This window comes from Xanthomonas arboricola pv. populi, from assembly GCF_002939945.1.
Taxonomy (GTDB): Bacteria; Pseudomonadota; Gammaproteobacteria; order Xanthomonadales; family Xanthomonadaceae; genus Xanthomonas; species Xanthomonas arboricola_A.
Genome location: NZ_MDEB01000001.1, coordinates 1,160,738 through 1,176,904, shown reverse-complemented (window position 1 = coordinate 1,176,904; position 16,167 = coordinate 1,160,738). Strand labels below are relative to the sequence as shown.

The 16,167-nt window shown below is 66.3% G+C and carries 15 protein-coding genes; 13 read left to right on the top strand and 2 right to left on the bottom strand.

The annotated features are described in order from the left end of the window. Window position 1 precedes the first annotated feature (1 nt). Complete coding sequence (gene gnd / locus XaplCFBP3123_RS05695) at window positions 2-943, top strand: phosphogluconate dehydrogenase (NAD(+)-dependent, decarboxylating) (protein ID WP_104533108.1); 942 nt, start codon at window positions 2-4, stop codon at window positions 941-943. A 202-nt stretch (window positions 944-1,145) separates the two neighbouring features. Here gnd and XaplCFBP3123_RS05690 read toward each other — a convergent pair whose 3' ends face one another. Next, entirely contained in the window at window positions 1,146-2,213 is a 1,068-nt protein-coding gene (locus XaplCFBP3123_RS05690; RefSeq protein ID WP_104533107.1) for an oxidoreductase, read from the bottom strand. A gap of 150 nt (window positions 2,214-2,363) precedes the next feature. Here XaplCFBP3123_RS05690 and XaplCFBP3123_RS05685 point away from each other — a divergent pair, with 150 nt between their 5' ends. From XaplCFBP3123_RS05685 to folK, 5 genes are all read left to right on the top strand, one after another. Continuing rightward, a complete protein-coding gene (locus tag XaplCFBP3123_RS05685) occupies window positions 2,364-2,735 on the top strand; it encodes a BON domain-containing protein (RefSeq protein WP_172453086.1) in 372 nt (123 codons plus the stop codon). A 282-nt stretch (window positions 2,736-3,017) separates the two neighbouring features. Then, entirely contained in the window at window positions 3,018-4,829 is a 1,812-nt protein-coding gene (locus tag XaplCFBP3123_RS05680; RefSeq protein WP_104533106.1) for a sensor histidine kinase, read from the top strand. Beyond that, entirely contained in the window at window positions 4,826-5,266 is a 441-nt protein-coding gene (locus tag XaplCFBP3123_RS05675) for a response regulator (protein ID WP_016900854.1), read from the top strand. Before XaplCFBP3123_RS05680 ends, XaplCFBP3123_RS05675 begins: the two co-directional genes overlap by 4 nt. A 3-nt stretch (window positions 5,267-5,269) precedes the next feature. Beyond that, on the top strand, window positions 5,270-6,772 hold the full coding sequence (locus tag XaplCFBP3123_RS05670; RefSeq protein WP_104533105.1) for an ATP-binding response regulator: 1,503 nt from the start codon (window positions 5,270-5,272) through the stop codon (window positions 6,770-6,772). A 91-nt stretch (window positions 6,773-6,863) separates the two neighbouring features. After that, entirely contained in the window at window positions 6,864-7,376 is a 513-nt protein-coding gene (gene folK, locus XaplCFBP3123_RS05665) for a 2-amino-4-hydroxy-6-hydroxymethyldihydropteridine diphosphokinase (RefSeq protein ID WP_104533300.1), read from the top strand. 12 nt (window positions 7,377-7,388) lie between these two features. Here folK and XaplCFBP3123_RS05660 read toward each other — a convergent pair whose 3' ends face one another. Beyond that, window positions 7,389-8,126: a pteridine reductase gene (locus XaplCFBP3123_RS05660; protein ID WP_104533104.1), complete on the bottom strand. Its 738-nt coding sequence runs from the start codon at window positions 8,124-8,126 to the stop codon at window positions 7,389-7,391. Between XaplCFBP3123_RS05660 and XaplCFBP3123_RS05655 the strand changes: the two genes are divergently transcribed. The 7 genes from XaplCFBP3123_RS05655 (at window position 8,125) to nagA (ending at window position 15,828) form a co-directional block, all read left to right on the top strand. Continuing rightward, entirely contained in the window at window positions 8,125-9,378 is a 1,254-nt protein-coding gene (locus tag XaplCFBP3123_RS05655) for a class I SAM-dependent methyltransferase (protein ID WP_172453085.1), read from the top strand. The genes XaplCFBP3123_RS05660 and XaplCFBP3123_RS05655 overlap by 2 nt on opposite strands. Next, on the top strand, window positions 9,366-9,782 hold the full coding sequence (locus XaplCFBP3123_RS05650) for a VanZ family protein (RefSeq protein WP_104533102.1): 417 nt from the start codon (window positions 9,366-9,368) through the stop codon (window positions 9,780-9,782). Before XaplCFBP3123_RS05655 ends, XaplCFBP3123_RS05650 begins: the two co-directional genes overlap by 13 nt. A 700-nt stretch (window positions 9,783-10,482) precedes the next feature. Further along, the gene (locus tag XaplCFBP3123_RS05645) at window positions 10,483-11,205 is read left to right on the top strand and encodes a GntR family transcriptional regulator (RefSeq protein WP_172453120.1); all 723 of its coding nucleotides are present in this window, start codon (window positions 10,483-10,485) and stop codon (window positions 11,203-11,205) included. 46 nt (window positions 11,206-11,251) lie between these two features. Then, window positions 11,252-12,529 carry a sugar MFS transporter gene (locus tag XaplCFBP3123_RS05640; protein ID WP_104533100.1) on the top strand — a complete coding sequence of 426 codons (1,278 nt, stop codon included), beginning with the start codon at window positions 11,252-11,254 and terminating at the stop codon, window positions 12,527-12,529. 40 nt (window positions 12,530-12,569) lie between these two features. After that, window positions 12,570-13,637, top strand: coding sequence for a LacI family DNA-binding transcriptional regulator (locus tag XaplCFBP3123_RS05635; protein WP_104533299.1), 1,068 nt, complete (start codon window positions 12,570-12,572; stop codon window positions 13,635-13,637). Window positions 13,638-13,642: 5 nt separating this feature from the next. Beyond that, a complete protein-coding gene (locus XaplCFBP3123_RS05630; RefSeq protein ID WP_104533099.1) occupies window positions 13,643-14,671 on the top strand; it encodes an SIS domain-containing protein in 1,029 nt (342 codons plus the stop codon). A 2-nt stretch (window positions 14,672-14,673) separates the two neighbouring features. After that, on the top strand, window positions 14,674-15,828 hold the full coding sequence (gene nagA, locus XaplCFBP3123_RS05625; protein ID WP_104533098.1) for an N-acetylglucosamine-6-phosphate deacetylase: 1,155 nt from the start codon (window positions 14,674-14,676) through the stop codon (window positions 15,826-15,828). Window positions 15,829-16,167 lie beyond the last annotated feature (339 nt).

The window sequence follows — 16,167 nt, the reverse complement described above, 5'->3', positions numbered from 1 at the left end:
TATGGAACTGGGTATGGTGGGTTTGGGCCGCATGGGCGCCAACATGGCCGAGCGCCTGGTGCACGGCGGACACCGCGTGCATGGCTACGATCCGGGCGAAGGCGCGCGTCGCAGTGCGCAGGCCAAGGGTATTGTCACCGCCGATGCGCTGGCCTCGCTGGTGTCCGCGCTGCCGAGCCCGCGCGTGGTGTGGTTGATGGTGCCGGCGGGCAAGATCGTCGACGACACCCTGGCGCAGTTGCTGCCGCTGTTGCAGGCTGGCGACATCGTCATCGACGGCGGCAATTCGTATTACAAGGATTCGCAACGCCGCGCCGCGTTGCTGCATGCCAGTGGTATCGCCTTTGTCGATTGCGGCACCAGCGGCGGCGTCTGGGGCCTGCAGGAAGGCTACAGCCTGATGGTCGGCGGCGACGAAGCGGCGGTGACCACGCTGCATCCGGTACTGGCCACGCTGGCGCCGGCAGCGGACAAGGGCTGGGGCCGCGTCGGCCCGAGCGGCGCCGGCCACTTCACCAAGATGGTCCACAACGGCATCGAGTACGGAATGATGCAGGCTTATGCCGAAGGCTTCGCGCTGATGCAGCACAAGAGCGACTTTGCGCTGGATCTGCACCAGGTCGCCGAGATCTGGCGCGATGGCAGCGTAGTGCGTTCGTGGTTGCTGGATCTCACTGCCGATGCGCTGGCGCACAATCCCACCATGGCCGGTATCGCTCCGTTCGTGGCCGACTCGGGCGAAGGGCGCTGGACGGTGGCCGAGGCGATCGATCTGGAAGTGTCGGCGCCGATCATCACCTTGTCGCTGATGGAGCGGCTGCGTTCGCGCGACAAGGATTCGTTCACCGACAAATTGCTGGCCGCGATGCGCAACCAGTTCGGTGGTCATGCGGTCAAGACCACGACAGGCGCAGCGCCGACGATCGGCAGCAAGGACGTCTGAGCGGTTGCGCCGACTCCTGCGCGCCTGTATGGCGGGCGCGCAGCGACGTGTCTTTCCATCGACTGCTGGCGTGCCCGCTGACGATGGCGGGCGCATCGATCCAGTGCCTGTACATGGCGCCGCAGGATGCGAGCACGCCATGCCGATGCCGAACATCGGCCCGGCGCCTGACACCGGCGCCCAGTCGTGCATCAGCCATGCATCAGCCGCGTGAGGCCGCGCTCGCGCCTTCCAGCCATTGCACCTGGCCCGAAGCCGCGCTGCGCTGCGCCAGCTCCAGCAGCTCCATCACCTGCACCGCTTCGGCGCCGCTGACCGGTGCCGGGCCGGCACCTGCCATGGCATCGCGAAACGCGGCGTAGCACTGACGGTAGTCGCCCGGCGTGGTATCGGGTTGATGGGTGTGCACGCGGCCTTCGTCGTCGACGCGGGTCAGCGTGCCCGGAAGCGGGTCCACGCCCCAACCGGCGGTACCCGGGCGGCGTCCGGCGCGTAGCTGGTCTTCCTGCGTATCCAGCCCGTGCTTGAGGTAGCTGCCACGGGTGCCGTGCACGGCAAAGCGCAGGCCACTGTCGGCCACCAGCGAGCCGGCATGCAGGATCACGCGCAGCCGCGGGTAACGCAGGGTGACGTGGAAATAGTCGTCGCTGCGCGCTTGGTTGCGCTGACGCTGCAGGTCTGCGTCGATCGCCTGCGGCGCGCCGAACAGCTGCAGCGCCTGATCGAGCAGATGTGGCCCCAGGTCGTACCAGAGGCCGGCGCCGGGGATGTCGCTTTCGCGCCAGCGGTCGCGCACCTGCGGCCGGAAACGGTCGAAATGCGAATGGAATTCCACCACCTCGCCCAACTGGCCTTCTTCGATCAGCCGGCGCACGGTCAGGAAGTCCGCATCCCAGCGCCGGTTCTGAAACACGCTGACGATGCGCCCGGCCGCTGCGGCGGCAGCCACCACCTCGCGCGCCTGCGTCGCGTCCAGCGCAAAAGGTTTGTCGACCAGCACATGCTTGCCGGCTGCCAGGGCCTGCAACGCGAACGGTGCGTGGGTCTGGTTGGGTGTGGCCAGCACCACCGCATCCAGCGCGGGATCGGCCAGTGCAGTCTCCAGATCGGCCAGCACGGCCACATCGGGGAAGTCGGCCTGTACCTGTTGGGGCTTGGACGACACGACGCTGTGCAGGGCCAGGCCCGGGGTGCCGACGAGCAGCGGGGCATGGAAGGTGCGGCCGACATAGCCATAGCCGACGACGGCCAGATTGAACGGTTTAGGCATTGAAAACGGTTCATCGCAACGATGGAGGACGCCTGCATGGTATTGCACACGCCCGTGTGCGCCGGGTTCACAGTCTCTGCATCCGGCAGTCACGCCTGCACGACGAGCGCGGCCGCAGACTTCAGCCACATTCAACTGGAGGAATATCGGATGAAGAACATGACGCAGGTACGTAAGTTGCTGGCCGTGGCGCTGTCGCTGGGTCTGACCGTGGGCGCTTCGCAGGCATTCGCCGCGCCGCAGGAACACACCGATCACAAGGATCATGCCGCCGGCATGAACGAGTCCAAGAAGCCTGTGACCGACACCTGGATCACCACCAAGGTGAAGGCCGATCTGCTGGCGACCGACAACGTGTCAGGCACCGACGTCAAGGTCGAGACCAAGAACGGCATCGTCACGCTGACCGGCACGGTTGCGACCAAGGCCGAGCACGACAAGGCCGTGGCGATTGCCAAGGGCATCGAAGGCGTCAAGAGCGTCAAGTCCACCGGCCTGAAGGTCGTTGCTGCGAAGATGTAATTGCAGCGGTAGCGAATGCCGGGCCAGCCGAGGCGAGGCGGCTGATCCGAGCACGAGGCGCACCCCCTGGGTGCGCCTTTTTTATTGCATGCGCAACGCAAGCGGGCCGACGGGCGGCGGGAGCTCGCGTTGTTTTCACATTTGCCGCATTTATCATATGCCCATTCAGCTATGTCGCCGTGGGAGTGATCCGGCTGAATCGTTAATCTCATCCTGAGCCTGATCGGAGACAATGCCGACTTGCCTTCGGGGCTTTGGCAGCGAGCGGATACAGACCTAGCAATGCAGACAACGGTCCAAGAAGACAGATGGGATCGCTGGCGCCTGCCATTACTGGCAGTTGCCGTGTTTCTGATTGTGGTGGTGCCGTCGTTGCTGTTGCAGCAGATGGCGCACAACGCCAACCAGGCTGCGATGTGGGTGTCGCATAGCCAGGAAGTGCAGGAGACCGCCCAGCGTCTGGAAGCGGCGATGCGCGATACCGAATCGGCGGCCTTGATGCGCTCGCACGGGGTGCAACGCCCGGCCTTGCTGGAGCGCATGCGGCGTGGCCGGCACGAGTCGCTGGCTGCGGTGCAGAGGTTGATCGTGCTGACCAAGGACAACCCCGCACAGCAGGTGCGGATGGGGCGCATCCAGAGCACGATCGAGCGGCGCCTGCTGCTGGCCGAGCGGATTGCGGTAACTACCGCGCCGGAGCAGATCCGTGTGCTGATCAACGACATGACCTTGAACAACCCGATCCGCGTGCTGATCGACGAGTTGCAGGATGCCGAAGGTAAGCTGCTGGAGCTGCGCAACGCGCGTGCCGACACCGAGCGCGCGCACTACACGGTGCTGAGCTGGGCCACGTTGGTGGTGCAGTTGCTGCTGCTGGGCACGGTGACCTGGTTGCTGCAGCGGCAGATCCGTCGCCGCCTGGCGGCCGAGCAGGAATACCTGCGCGCCAACGGCCGCGCGTCGTCGGTGCTGCAGACCGTGCGCGAGCCGATCGTGCTGCTGGACTCCAGTCAGCGCATCCTGCTGCATAACCCGGCGTTCGCCGAGTTGTACGGGCTGGAGGAGCGGGGCAACGAATCGATGGCGCTGGAGGACGTGGGCGAAGGGGTGTGGCGCGATGCGCAGATCCATCAGCGGCTGGCCGATGTGCTGCTGCGCGGCCGCGAGTTGTGGGATTACGAACACGAGCAGCGCGCCGCCGATGGCGTGCTGCGCACCATGTTGATCAACGCGCGGCGGATGCCGCTGCCGGACACCAGCGACGAAGACGTGGTACTGATGACGGTCAGCGACATCAGCCTGCAGAAGGCCTCGCAGCTGCGCATCCAGGAGCTCAACCGGCAGATGGAAGGCAAGGTGGAGCAGGTGTCGGAGGTCAATCGCGAGCTGGAGGCCTTCAGCTACTCGGTCTCGCACGACCTGCGCGCGCCGCTGCGCCATGTGGCCGGATTCTCCGACAAGCTGGCGCGCCATCTGGGCGATGCGGCGGACGAAAAGTCGCGTCACTACATGGAAGTGATCAGCAGCTCGGCGCGGCGCATGGCGTCGCTGATCGACGATCTGCTGGTGTACTCGCGCCTGGGCCGCAGCGCGCTGCGGTTGCAGGCGGTGGACATGCAGTCGCTGGTGTCGGAAACCCGCGCGATCCTGGATTCCAACGTGCAGAGCGAGAACACCGGCCACCGTGTGGACTGGCACATCGCGCCGTTGCCGGTGCTGGTGGCCGACGAGAACATGATGCGCCAGCTGTGGATGAACCTGCTCGGCAATGCGGTGAAATACAGCGCCAAGCGCGAAGTGGCCAGGATCGAGGTCACCTATACGCCGATGGCCGACGGCGGCCATCAGTTCAGCGTCCGCGACAACGGCGCCGGCTTCGACATGGAATACAGCGCCAAGTTGTTCGGTGTGTTCCAGCGCCTGCACAAGGCCAGCGAATACGCAGGCACCGGCATCGGCCTGGCCAGCGTGCGGCGCGTGCTGACGCGCCACGGCGGCCGGGTCTGGGCCGAAGGCGCAGTCGACGAAGGCGCCACGTTCTATTTTGTGCTTCCCCCTGCGCTTGAAGCGCCCAACCAAGAGTTCAGTGTATGACCGCCATCCGTACCATTCTTCTGGCAGAAGACAGCCCGGCCGATGCGGAAATGGCCGTCGATGCCTTGCGCGAAGCCCGCCTGGCCAATCCCATCGTGCACGTCGAGGACGGCGTGGAAACCATGGACTATCTGTTGCGTCGGGGCATCTTCGCCGATCGCGAGGAAGGCCTGCCGGCGGTGTTGCTGCTGGACATCAAGATGCCGCGCCTGGACGGGTTGGAAGTACTCAAGCAGATCCGCAGCGAGGAGTCGCTCAAGCGCCTGCCGGTGGTGATCCTGTCGTCCTCGCGCGAAGAGAGCGACCTGGCCCGCAGCTGGGACCTGGGCGTGAACGCCTATGTGGTCAAGCCGGTGGACGTGGATCAGTTCTTCAACGCAGTCAAGACGCTCGGTACCTTCTGGGCGGTCATCAATCAGGCACCGGAGCTGGACTGACCCATGCTGCATGAGGGGGGCAAACTGCAGCAGCTGAAGATCCTTCTGGTGGAAGATTCACCGGAAGACGCCGAGCTGTTGTCCGATCAGCTGCTCGATGCCGGGCTGGATGCGGCGTTCGAGCGCGTGGACAGCGAGCCGTCGCTGCGTGCGGCACTGGATGCATTCCAGCCGGACATCGTGCTGTCGGATCTGAGCATGCCCGGTTTTTCCGGTCATCAGGCGCTGCGTCTGGTGCGCCAGAGCGGCGCCACGCCCTTCATTTTCGTCTCCGGCACCATGGGCGAGGAGACCGCGGTCAAGGCGCTGCAGGATGGCGCCAACGACTACATCATCAAGCACAACCCGACCCGCCTGCCGAGCGCGGTGATCCGCGCGATCCGCGAGGCGCGGGCGGACCTGGAGCGGCAGCGCGTGGAGAGCGAGCTGATGCGCGCGCAGCGGCTGGAAAGCCTGGCGATGCTGGCGGCCGGGTTGAGCCACGACCTGCGCAATATCCTGCAGCCGTTGCTGATCGTGCCCGACCTGCTGGCCGGACGCACCGACGATCCGCAGCTGCGCCAGCTGGCCAACGTGGTGGCCGAGTGCGGCCGGCGCGGGCATGAGATGGCCGAGTCGATGCTCTCGTTCGTGCGTGGCTCCAACAAGCCGCGCGAGCAGGTGTCGATCGCCAGCCTGTTCCAGGCGGTGCAGATGTTGCTCAAGAGCAGCCTGCCCGATGGCGTGCGCCTGCAGATGGACACGATCCCGCTGGATCTGACCATCGAGGCCAACTACACCGAGCTGCAGCAGTGCCTGCTCAACCTGGGCTTGAACGCGATCCAGGCGATGCCGGGTGGCGGGATGTTGACCCTGTCGGCCGATCGCCACGACGGCACGCGCGTGCGCATGAGCGTGGCCGATACCGGCGTGGGCATGAGCGAGGACACCCGCGCACGCCTGTTCAGTCCCTTCTTCACCACCAAGGCCGATGGCACCGGCCTGGGGCTGATTTCCTGCAAGCGCATCGTGGAAAGCTACGGCGGCAACATCGTGGTCGACAGCCGCCTGGGCGAGGGCACGCGTTTCGACATGATCGTGCCGATGCGTGGGGCCGCGGTGACGGTTGCCGACACCGAGCCACCGCTGGCGTTGGGGCATGGGCAGCGCATCCTGCTGGTGGATGGCGAGGCCACACGCCTGTCGCTGCTGGGCAACGCCTTGTCCAGCCAGGGTTATCAACCGCAGCTGGCCACCGATGGTGCGGCGGCGCTGCAGCTGGTGCAGCAGCACGCGATGCCGGACCTGGTGATCATCGACAGCGACATCATCCAGCTCTCGGCAGTGAGCGTGTTGTTGAGCATGCAGGAGCTGGGCTATCACGGCCCGGCGATCGTGCTCGAAGATGTCGGCGCGCCGCTGCAACGTTCGCACTTCCCGCCGGATATCCCGGTGCATGTGCTGCGCAAACCGCTGGAGATGCGCCGGGTGTTCCGCGCTGTGGCGCATGCGCTGGAAGTGGCCTGAAGCCAGGGTTTGGCGCGCTGCGGGCGGGGGGCTCAGGTGCGGCACGATTGCAACAGTTGACGCCCACGCTGGCCGCATGCGCGAATACCGCATGACCACCGTGCTTCTCAGCCTCGGCAGCAACGTCCAGCCGACCCACTACCTGCGCCTGGCCGTCGACGCCTTGCGCGCGCGCTTTGGCCAACTTGCCATCTCCCCGGCGTATCGCACGCCGGCGGTAGGCTTCGACGGGCCGGACTTCGTCAACAACGCCGTGGCGCTGGACACGGACATGGACCTGGCTGCGCTGGACCACTGGCTACATGCGCTGGAAGATGCGCACGGCCGCGATCGCAGCGGCCCGCGTTTCAGCGACCGTACCCTGGATGTGGATGTGGTGTTCTTCGGCGATTGCATCGTCGAAGGCCCCGGGCATCTGCGCATCCCGCGGCCCGAGCTCAAGCATGCCTTCGTGTTGAAGCCGCTGGCCGATATCGCGCCCGACTTTGTCGACCCGCTGAGCGGGCAGACCCTGGCCGCGTTATGGCAGGCGCATCCGCAGTACGGCATCGCGTTTACGACGGTGGCGCTGGATGCGGCCCAGGCGCTGGATGTGGCGCGGTAGCGTCGTTGCAGCTCAACTGAGCTGGCGGCCGCCGTCCACATGCAGGGTGTGGCCGGTAACGAAGCCGGCGTCGTCCAGCAGCCAGCGCACCGCCTCGGCGATTTCCTCTGGCGTTCCGATGCGTGCCAGCGGCGTGCGCGCGAGCAGTGCCTGCTTGGCATCTGCGGATTTGCCCTCTTCCGGCCACAGAATCGCACCGGGCGCGACCGCGTTGACGCGGACCTCCGGTGCCAGCTCCAGTGCGAGCGAGCGGGTGAGCATTTCCAGCGCGCTCTTGGATGCGCCATACAGCGGGTGATTGCGCATCGGCTGCTGCGCGTGCAGGTCGGTGAGGTTGACGATGGCGCCGTGGTGCTGACGCAGCTGCGCGGCGGCGGCCTGGGCGATGAAAAACGGCGCGCGCGCGTTGACTGCGAACAACTCGTCCCACTGCGCCGCTGTCGCTGCGCCGAGCGCGGTGGGATAGAACGCGCAGGCATTGTTGACCACGCCATCCAGGCGGCCGAACGCGGCGATGCAGTCGGCAACCAGCTGCACCGGCGCCTCCGGCAAGCGCAGATCGGCATGCAAGGCCTGTGCGCTACCGGCGCGCTGGGCACACAACTGGGCTACGCGCGTGCCGATCGCCTCGCCGGAGCGGTGCGCGTGCAGGGCAACGCGGTAGCCGGCCGCATGCAGCGTGGTGGCGATCTGCGCGCCGATACGGCGACCTGCACCGGTGATCAACACCACCTTGGAACTGTCTGTCATGGCGTACTCGCTCGGCGTTGCAAAGGGCTCGGCTATCCTGTGCATTGTCCCCGCAACCGGTGCCCGCATGCACGCCGATCTTCCTACTCCCGATCCGGACGCCCTGGCGCACAGCGACCGGCTGGCCGCGCATCTGCGCGCCGAGATTGCCGCCGCCGGTGGTGCGATTCCGTTTTCGCGTTTCATGGAGCTGGCGTTGTATGCGCCAGGTCTGGGCTATTACAGCGCCGGCTCCAGCAAGTTCGGCGAGGCTGGCGATTTCGTCACCGCACCGGAGCTGGGCCCCTTGTTCGCGGCCACCGTGTCCGGCGCGCTGGCGCCGGTGCTGCAGCAGCTCGGGCCGCAGGCGCGCGTGCTGGAAGTGGGCGGCGGCAGCGGCGCATTCGCCGAAGTCACGCTCAAGCGCCTGCTCGAGCTGGATGCGTTACCGGAGCGTTACGCGATCCTGGAACCCAGCGCCGACCTGCGCGAGCGTCAGCGCGAGCGGTTGGGACGCAGCCTGATTCCGCCGGTCTTCGATCTGGTCGAGTGGCTGGATGGTCCGTTCCCGGACGATTGGGATGGCGTGCTGTTCGCCAACGAAGTGATCGATGCATTGCCCACGCCGCGCTTCACGCTGCGCGATGGCGAGGTGTATGAGGAAACCGTGGTGCTGGATGCCCAGCAGCAATTCGCGCGCGGCGAGCAGCCGGCCGATGCATTGCTGGGCGCGGCGGTGCGGCATCTGGGACGCTATCTGGAGCAGCCCTTCGCCGATGGTTATCGCTCCGAGTTGCTGCCGCAGTTGCCCTACTGGATCCAGGCAGTGGCTGGCGGTCTGAAGCGCGGTGCGATGTTGTTCGTCGACTACGGTTACCCGCGTGGCGAGTTCTATCGTGCGCAGCGCGAGGACGGCACCTTGCGCGCGTTCTATCGCCATCGCATGCATGAGGATGTGTATCGCTGGCCGGGCCTGCAGGATCTGACTGCATCGGTGGACTTCACCGCGTTGGCCGAGGCCGGCACCGGGGCCGGTTTCGAGCTGGCCGGCTACTGCACGCAAGCGAGTTTTCTGCTCGGCAACGGACTGGATGCGTTGCTGGCGCAGGCCGACACGCGCACCGACGAAGTAGGGCGCATGCGGTTGCGTGAGCAGATCAAGCGGCTGACCTTGCCCAGCGAAATGGGCGAGCGCTTCCAGGTGATGGGTTTTGCGCGCGATGTCGATTTTGCGCCGGCATTTCTGGCGGGCGATCTCACATGGCGGTTGTGAGCCCGGCGCTGCGTCCATTCCAGCGACCATGGTTGTGGCTAGGCCTGTGGATCGCCGCAATCCTGGCGGTGATTGCGGTGTGCATGGGGCCGCCGCCGGAGTTTCCGGAACTACCGTCCAACAGCGACAAGGCCGAGCATTTTTTGACGTTCGCGTTGTTGTGCTGGGGGGCGGTGCAGCTGTTCGCCACCCGCCGCGCGCTGTTGTCTGCAGCGTTCGGATTGGTGCTGCTGGGGATCGGCATCGAGATCGCGCAAGGCGCACTGACCACCAATCGCAGTGCGGATCCTTATGATGCGCTGGCCGATACGTTGGGCATCCTCGCCGGCCTGTGCCTGGCGTGGACGCCACTACGATTGGTGATGTTGCGGATGGACAAGCGCATGTTTGGGACGCGCTGGTAGATCTGTTGTAGAGCGGCTGGTCTGCGGCTTGGTTGCAGGGCCCGCCCGCCACCCTGGCAGGACACGCCGCAAGTACGTCCCTGTGGGCGCTTACGCGGCATCCATGCCGCGTAAGGTCCCGCGACGGTGAGCGGGCAAGGACCAGTCGAGATGGTCGGCGCGCGTGGTTTTCAACGAAACAACCGGCAACTGTCCGACGCTGTGTCCTCGCTGGTTGCAGGACTCTTGGCGGCATGGATGTCGCCACGGAGCCTCCAGCGCAAGTGCGGCTGGGTGTCGCTGCCAGCGTTGTCCGGATGTGGTGCTCGTCATTCAGGCCAGCGCAGACGTCCGACGTCCTGCCGCGCCAGCGGGGTGCAGTGCGGCGAGTGCGTGGTTGGCGTTCAACGGCGGTGAACGAAGGACGCATCGGCGGTACTGGTCCCTACGGCCAGGTCTTTTCAGCCAGCGATGTGGTGAACGCAGACCCAGGTCGCGCACAGGCTTGCGATGGTGCCCTCTCCCCGCTGCCTGCCAGGTCGCGGCCCGTCTGCGTGTTCGATGGCGCCCTCAGCTGGCAGCTTGCTCCGCTTCCCGGGAGCAGCAGTTAATGCGCTGTGGGAAAATTGGTACTATATTGGACCTAACGAATCCAAGTCGGTCCGGAGGACAGGCAATGGCCAAACCGAAAACCGAAGCCAGGACGGACACCGACCCCCGGATGGACGCGCTGGCGCTGGATGCCTCCGCGCCGACACCACTGTATCTGCAATTGGCGAGCAAGCTGGACGAGCAGATCCGCGGCGCGCAGTGGAAGGCCGGCGAAGCACTGCCGGCCGAGCGCCAGCTGTGCGAGCGGCTGCAGATCTCGCGGGTGACCCTGCGCCAGGCGGTGGACGTGCTGGTCGAACAGGGCCTGGTCTCGCGTCGGCAGGGCGCCGGCACCTTCGTCACCACGCAGATCCAGCACCAGCTCAGCGGCCTGACCAGTTTCAGCGAGACGCTGCGCATCAAGGGCTACGAGCCCGGCACGCGCTGGCTGGAGCGGCGGCTGCGCCCGGCACATGGCGAAGAGATCCTGCGGCTGGGGTTGTCGCCGGACGCGGCGGTCGCCTCGCTGACGCGCCTGCGCAGCGCCGACGCCCGGGTCATGGCCTACGAGCATGCGGTGTTGCCGCAGCGCATCGTCGCCGACCCGCAGCAGATCGGCGATTCGCTCTACAGCTATCTGGATGCGCAGGGCACCCCGGTGGTGCGCGCGCTCCAGTATTTCCGCGCGATCAATCTGCCCGCGCGCCTGGCCGAACACCTGCGCATGAAGACCGGCGAGGCGATCCTGCATGTGGTGCGCGTGGGCTATGCGCGCGACGGCAGCGCGATCGAATTGACCGACACCTATTGCCACAACGATTTCTACGATTTCGTCGCCGAACTGCGTCGCTGATCCAGCGCGGCGCCCCCCAACCGACAACTCAAGAGCCAGCCGATCCATGACTACCGCCAGGCCCGCAAATCCCGTTGTCTCGATCGCCATCGTCGGCGTGCTGTTCTTCATCATCGGCTTCTTCACCTGGATCAACGGGCCGCTGATCACCTTCGTGCGGCTGGCGTTCGACCTCAACGAGGTCAATGCCTTCCTGGTGCTGATGGTGTTCTACCTGTCGTATTTCTTCCTGGCGCTGCCGTCGTCGTGGATCCTCAAGCGCACCGGCATGAAGAAGGGGCTGGCGCTGAGTCTGGTGGTGATGGCGGTGGGCGCGGCCGGCTTCGGCCAGTTCGCCACCCAGCGCTGGTATCCAGGCGCATTGGGCGGGCTGTTCGTGATCGGCAGCGGCCTGGCGCTGCTGCAGACGGCGATCAATCCGTACATCAGCATTCTCGGGCCGATCGAAAGTGCCGCGCGGCGGATCGCGCTGATGGGCATCTGCAACAAGATCGCCGGCATCCTGGCGCCGATCCTGATCGGCACGCTGGTGCTGCACGGCATCGGCGATCTGTCCGCGCAGGTGGCCAGCGCCGATGCCGGCACCAAGGAACAACTGCTCACCGCCTTCGCCGCCAAGATCCACGCACCGTATCTGGTGATGTCCGGCGTGCTGCTGTTGCTGGCGATCGGCGTGCTGTTCTCGCCACTGCCGGAGCTGCGAGCGTCCGAGGCCAATGCCACGCCAGGCAGCGCGGCCGGCGTGCAGAAGTCCAGCATCTTCCAGTTCCCGCATCTGTGGCTTGGCGTGTTGTGCCTGTTCGTCTACGTGGGCGTGGAAGTGATGGCCGGCGATGCGATCGGCACCTACGGGCACGGTTTCGACCTGCCGCTGGACAGCACCAAGATCTTCACCTCCTACACGCTGGGCGCGATGCTGCTGGGCTATCTCGCCGGCCTGGTGCTGATCCCGCGGGTGATCTCGCAGGCGCGCTACCTGAGCGTGTCGGCGGTGCTGGGTGTGCTGTTCTCGCTGGGCGCGCTGCTGACCCACGGCTATGTGTCGGTGGGCTTCGTGGCCGCGCTCGGGTTTGCCAACGCGATGATGTGGCCGGCGATCTTTCCGCTGGCCATTCGCGGGCTCGGCCGCTTCACCGAGATCGGTTCGGCATTGCTGGTCATGGGCATTGCCGGCGGCGCGATCATTCCGCAGCTGTTCGCCATTCTCAAACAGCACTACGACTTCCAGGTCGTGTTCGCTGCGCTGATGGTGCCGTGCTATCTGTACATCCTGTTCTATTCGCTGCGCGGTTACCGTGTGGGCCTGCCGGCCCATGCCAAGTGAACCAGGCAGCATGATGCGTTCCGACGAACAAGGCATACCCATGCGCAGGCCCACCATCAAAGATGTCGCCGAGCGCGCCAAGGTCTCGTTGAAGACCGTGTCGCGCGTGATCAACAACGAACCTTCGGTGATGCAGGCCACGCGCGCGCGCGTGCTGCGCGCCATCGCCGATCTGGACTACGAACCCGACCCGTCCGCGCGCAACCTGCGCAGCGGCACGCCGTTCGTGATCGGTCTGGTCTACGACAATCCCAACCCGTATCACATCATCGGCATCCAGAACGGCGTGCTGGCCGCCTGCCGCGAGACCGGCTTCGGGCTGCAGATCCATCCCTGCGATTCCACCTCGCCATTGCTGGCCGACGAACTGGCCGAATGGGTGCAGCGCTCGCGGCTGGCCGGCGTGGTGCTGACCGCACCGATGTCCGAGCGCCCCGAGCTGATGGCCGGCCTGGCTGCGCGCGGCATCAAGAGCGTGCGCATCATCGCCGCCACCGACGATCCGGGCGATGGCCCCTGCGTGTATATCGACGACCGCGCTGCCGCCTACGAAATCACCGAGCATCTGGTGCAGTTGGGCCATCAGCGCATCGGGTTCCTGTGGGGCGGCCCGCAGCACCGCTCCAGCGGCGAGCGCTACGCCGGTTACGAAGCCGCGTTGAAGGACTACGGCATCACCCTGGACAAGCACCTGGTGATTCCCGGCGATTACACCTTCGACGACGGCTTCCGTGGCGCGCGCCGGCTGCTGTCGTTGCGCGAGCCGCCGACCGCCATCTTCGGCAGCAACGATGAAATCGCCGCAGGCGTGCTGGCGGCGGCCAAGTCCACCGGCATGAACGTGCCGTATCAATTGTCGATCGCCGGCTTCGAAGACAGCCCGTTCTCGCGCCAGTCGTGGCCGGCACTGACCACCGCCAAGCAGGCCACCGACGACATCGCGCGGCATGCCGCACGCCTGTTGATCAGCCAGTTGCGCAGCGATGCCTACGACGACCAGCCTGCGCAATTGCAGAACCGCGGCTTCGTGCCGCAGCTGGTGGTGCGCGGTTCCACTGCACCGGCGCAGACGCCGTCGGCCAAATCCCTTCCTCCCGAATCCGCCTGAGCCTGATGAGCCTTCCCACCGAAACCGAGACCTTGATGTTCCGCGAGGCGGCGCAGACCGCCGACGTGGTCGCCGCACAGTTCGCCCGTAACGCCGACACCGTCGCCGCCCTCGCGCAGTCGCTGCGCGACACGCCGCCGCCGTTCGTGGTGACCTGCGCGCGCGGCAGTTCCGATCACGCAGCGACCTACGCCAAGTATCTGTTCGAAACACAACTCGGCATCGTGACCGCCTCTGCATCGCCGTCGGTGGGTTCGGTCTACGCAGCGCCGCTGCAGTTGCGCGGCGCGCTGTACATCGTGATTTCGCAATCGGGCAAGAGCCCGGACCTGTTGCGCAATGCCGAGGCCGCCAAGGCGGCCGGCGCGCGCGTGGTCGCCCTGGTCAATGTGGAGGATTCGCCGCTGGCGCAACTGGCCGAGGTGGTGATTCCCCTGGGCGCAGGCCCGGAAAAAAGCGTCGCTGCCACCAAGAGTTATCTCGCCTCGCTGGCTGCGCTGCTGCACCTGGGCGCGGTGTGGAAGAACGACCCGGGCCTGCTCGCGGCGGTGGATGCATTGCCGCAACAGTTGCGCAACGCCTGGCAGGCCGACTGGTCCGCACTCACCACCGGCCTGGCGCCCGCGCACAACCTGTTCGTGCTCGGTCGCGGCCTGGGCCTGGGCGCCGCGCAGGAAGCGGCCCTGAAGTTCAAGGAAACCTGCGGCCTGCATGCCGAAGCCTACAGTTCGGCCGAGGTCAAACACGGCCCGATGGCACTGGTGGGACCGGGCTTCCCGGTGCTGGTGTTTGCGCAGCCGGATGAAACCGGCGCGGGCACGCGCGCGCTGGCCGAAGAGTTCCGCGCACGCGGCGCGCAGGTGTGGCTGGCCGCGCCCGACGGCGATCTGCCGCTTGTGGATGCGGCGCATCCGGCCAGCGCGCCGCTGTTGACCGTGCAGAGCTTCTATCGCGCGATCAACGCGCTGGCCCTGCAACGTGGCAACAATCCCGATCTGCCGCCGCATTTGAACAAGGTCACGGAAACCGTTTGAACATGGATGCTTCCCCGATTCAAGCGTTGTGCAATGCACGCGTGCTCACCGACGACGGCCTGCAGGATGGACTGGTCGTCCTGCTGGCCGGCACGCAGATCCACGCGGTGGTGACGGCCGACGATGCGCGCGTTGCGCAGGCGCATACGCGCATGGATCTGGGCGGCGCCATCTTGCTGCCCGGCTTCATCGACATCCAGGTCAATGGCGGTGGCGGCGTGTTGTTCAACAACGCGCGCGACCCGCAGGCACTGGCCACCATTGCTGCTGCACATCGCCGCTACGGCACCACCGGCATGCTGCCGACGCTGATCAGCGACACGGCCGAGGTCATGGCCGAGGCGATCGACGCCACGCGGCAGGCCATCGCGCAAGGCGTGCCCGGCGTGCTCGGCATCCATCTGGAAGGCCCGTACCTGAGCCCGGCGCGCAAGGGCACGCACGACGCGCACAAGTTCCGCCTGCCCGACGCGCACGAGATTGCGGTCGATACCTCGCTGGACAACGGCGTCACCCTGATCACGCTCGCGCCCGAGCGCGTGCCGCTGGACGACATCCGCGCCTTCGTCGCCGGTGGCGCAATCGTGTTTGCCGGCCACACCGCAGCCAGCTACGAGCAGGCACGCGACGGCATTGCCGCCGGCGTCAGCGGGTTCACCCATCTGTACAACGCGATGTCGCAACTAAGCGGGCGCGAGCCCAGCGCGGTGGGCGCCGCATTGGAAGACCCTGCTGTGTGGTGCGGCATCATCGTCGACGGCGTGCACGTGCATCCGGCCAGCCTGCGCCTGGCGCTGGCCGCCAAGCCGCGCGGCAAGCTGTTGCTGGTCACCGACGCCATGCCGATGGTCGGTGCCGACAGCCCCAGTTTCGACCTGTATGGCGAAACCATCACCGCCGTCGATGGCGTGGTGCGCAATGCCGACGGCGCCCTGGCCGGCTCGGCGCTGGACATGGCCACGGCCGTGCGCAACAGCGTGCAGTGGCTGGGCGTGGACCTGGCCGAAGCTGCACGCATGGCATCGACCTATCCTGCGCAATGCATCGGACTGGGTGAGCGGCTGGGGCGTATTGCACCGGGCTATCAGGCCGACCTGGTGCTGGTGGATGCCGATGTGCAGGTGCTTGGCACCTGGGTAGCCGGGCAGCGCGAGTAAGTCCGCACGCCGCCGCACGAACCCGTTCGTGCGGCGCGATGCGTTTGAAGCTTTGTTTGCATATTGCCAGCAGTGAACCGACATCGTCAGTGCGGTGACGCGTGACCGTGCGTGCGCGAGTGCAGGGCGTGCTTTCGCCAAGTTCCGGAAAGGAATCAGTGTCGAACGATGGAGCGGCCAAGAAGAACTCGGGCGCTTCCGACGTCACGCAACGCGTGGTGCAACCGACGCGCCGCCCGTTGCAGTAAACGCCCGGCGGCGACTGCAGCCGCATGCGCTTGCAGCACGTTCGCAGTGCAATCGCAGTCGTTTGGCAAGGCGTTGCGTACACCGTTCACC

Coding starts and splice junctions, on each gene's coding strand:
- gnd (WP_104533108.1), top strand. CDS start 2: ATGGAACTGGGTATGGTGGGTTTGGGCCGCATGGGCGCCAACATGGCC.
- XaplCFBP3123_RS05690 (WP_104533107.1), bottom strand. CDS start 2,213: ATGCCTAAACCGTTCAATCTGGCCGTCGTCGGCTATGGCTATGTCGGC.
- XaplCFBP3123_RS05685 (WP_172453086.1), top strand. CDS start 2,364: ATGAAGAACATGACGCAGGTACGTAAGTTGCTGGCCGTGGCGCTGTCG.
- XaplCFBP3123_RS05680 (WP_104533106.1), top strand. CDS start 3,018: ATGCAGACAACGGTCCAAGAAGACAGATGGGATCGCTGGCGCCTGCCA.
- XaplCFBP3123_RS05675 (WP_016900854.1), top strand. CDS start 4,826: ATGACCGCCATCCGTACCATTCTTCTGGCAGAAGACAGCCCGGCCGAT.
- XaplCFBP3123_RS05670 (WP_104533105.1), top strand. CDS start 5,270: ATGCTGCATGAGGGGGGCAAACTGCAGCAGCTGAAGATCCTTCTGGTG.
- folK (WP_104533300.1), top strand. CDS start 6,864: ATGACCACCGTGCTTCTCAGCCTCGGCAGCAACGTCCAGCCGACCCAC.
- XaplCFBP3123_RS05655 (WP_172453085.1), top strand. CDS start 8,125: ATGGCGTACTCGCTCGGCGTTGCAAAGGGCTCGGCTATCCTGTGCATT.
- XaplCFBP3123_RS05660 (WP_104533104.1), bottom strand. CDS start 8,126: ATGACAGACAGTTCCAAGGTGGTGTTGATCACCGGTGCAGGTCGCCGT.
- XaplCFBP3123_RS05650 (WP_104533102.1), top strand. CDS start 9,366: ATGGCGGTTGTGAGCCCGGCGCTGCGTCCATTCCAGCGACCATGGTTG.
- XaplCFBP3123_RS05645 (WP_172453120.1), top strand. CDS start 10,483: ATGGACGCGCTGGCGCTGGATGCCTCCGCGCCGACACCACTGTATCTG.
- XaplCFBP3123_RS05640 (WP_104533100.1), top strand. CDS start 11,252: ATGACTACCGCCAGGCCCGCAAATCCCGTTGTCTCGATCGCCATCGTC.
- XaplCFBP3123_RS05635 (WP_104533299.1), top strand. CDS start 12,570: ATGCGCAGGCCCACCATCAAAGATGTCGCCGAGCGCGCCAAGGTCTCG.
- XaplCFBP3123_RS05630 (WP_104533099.1), top strand. CDS start 13,643: ATGAGCCTTCCCACCGAAACCGAGACCTTGATGTTCCGCGAGGCGGCG.
- nagA (WP_104533098.1), top strand. CDS start 14,674: ATGGATGCTTCCCCGATTCAAGCGTTGTGCAATGCACGCGTGCTCACC.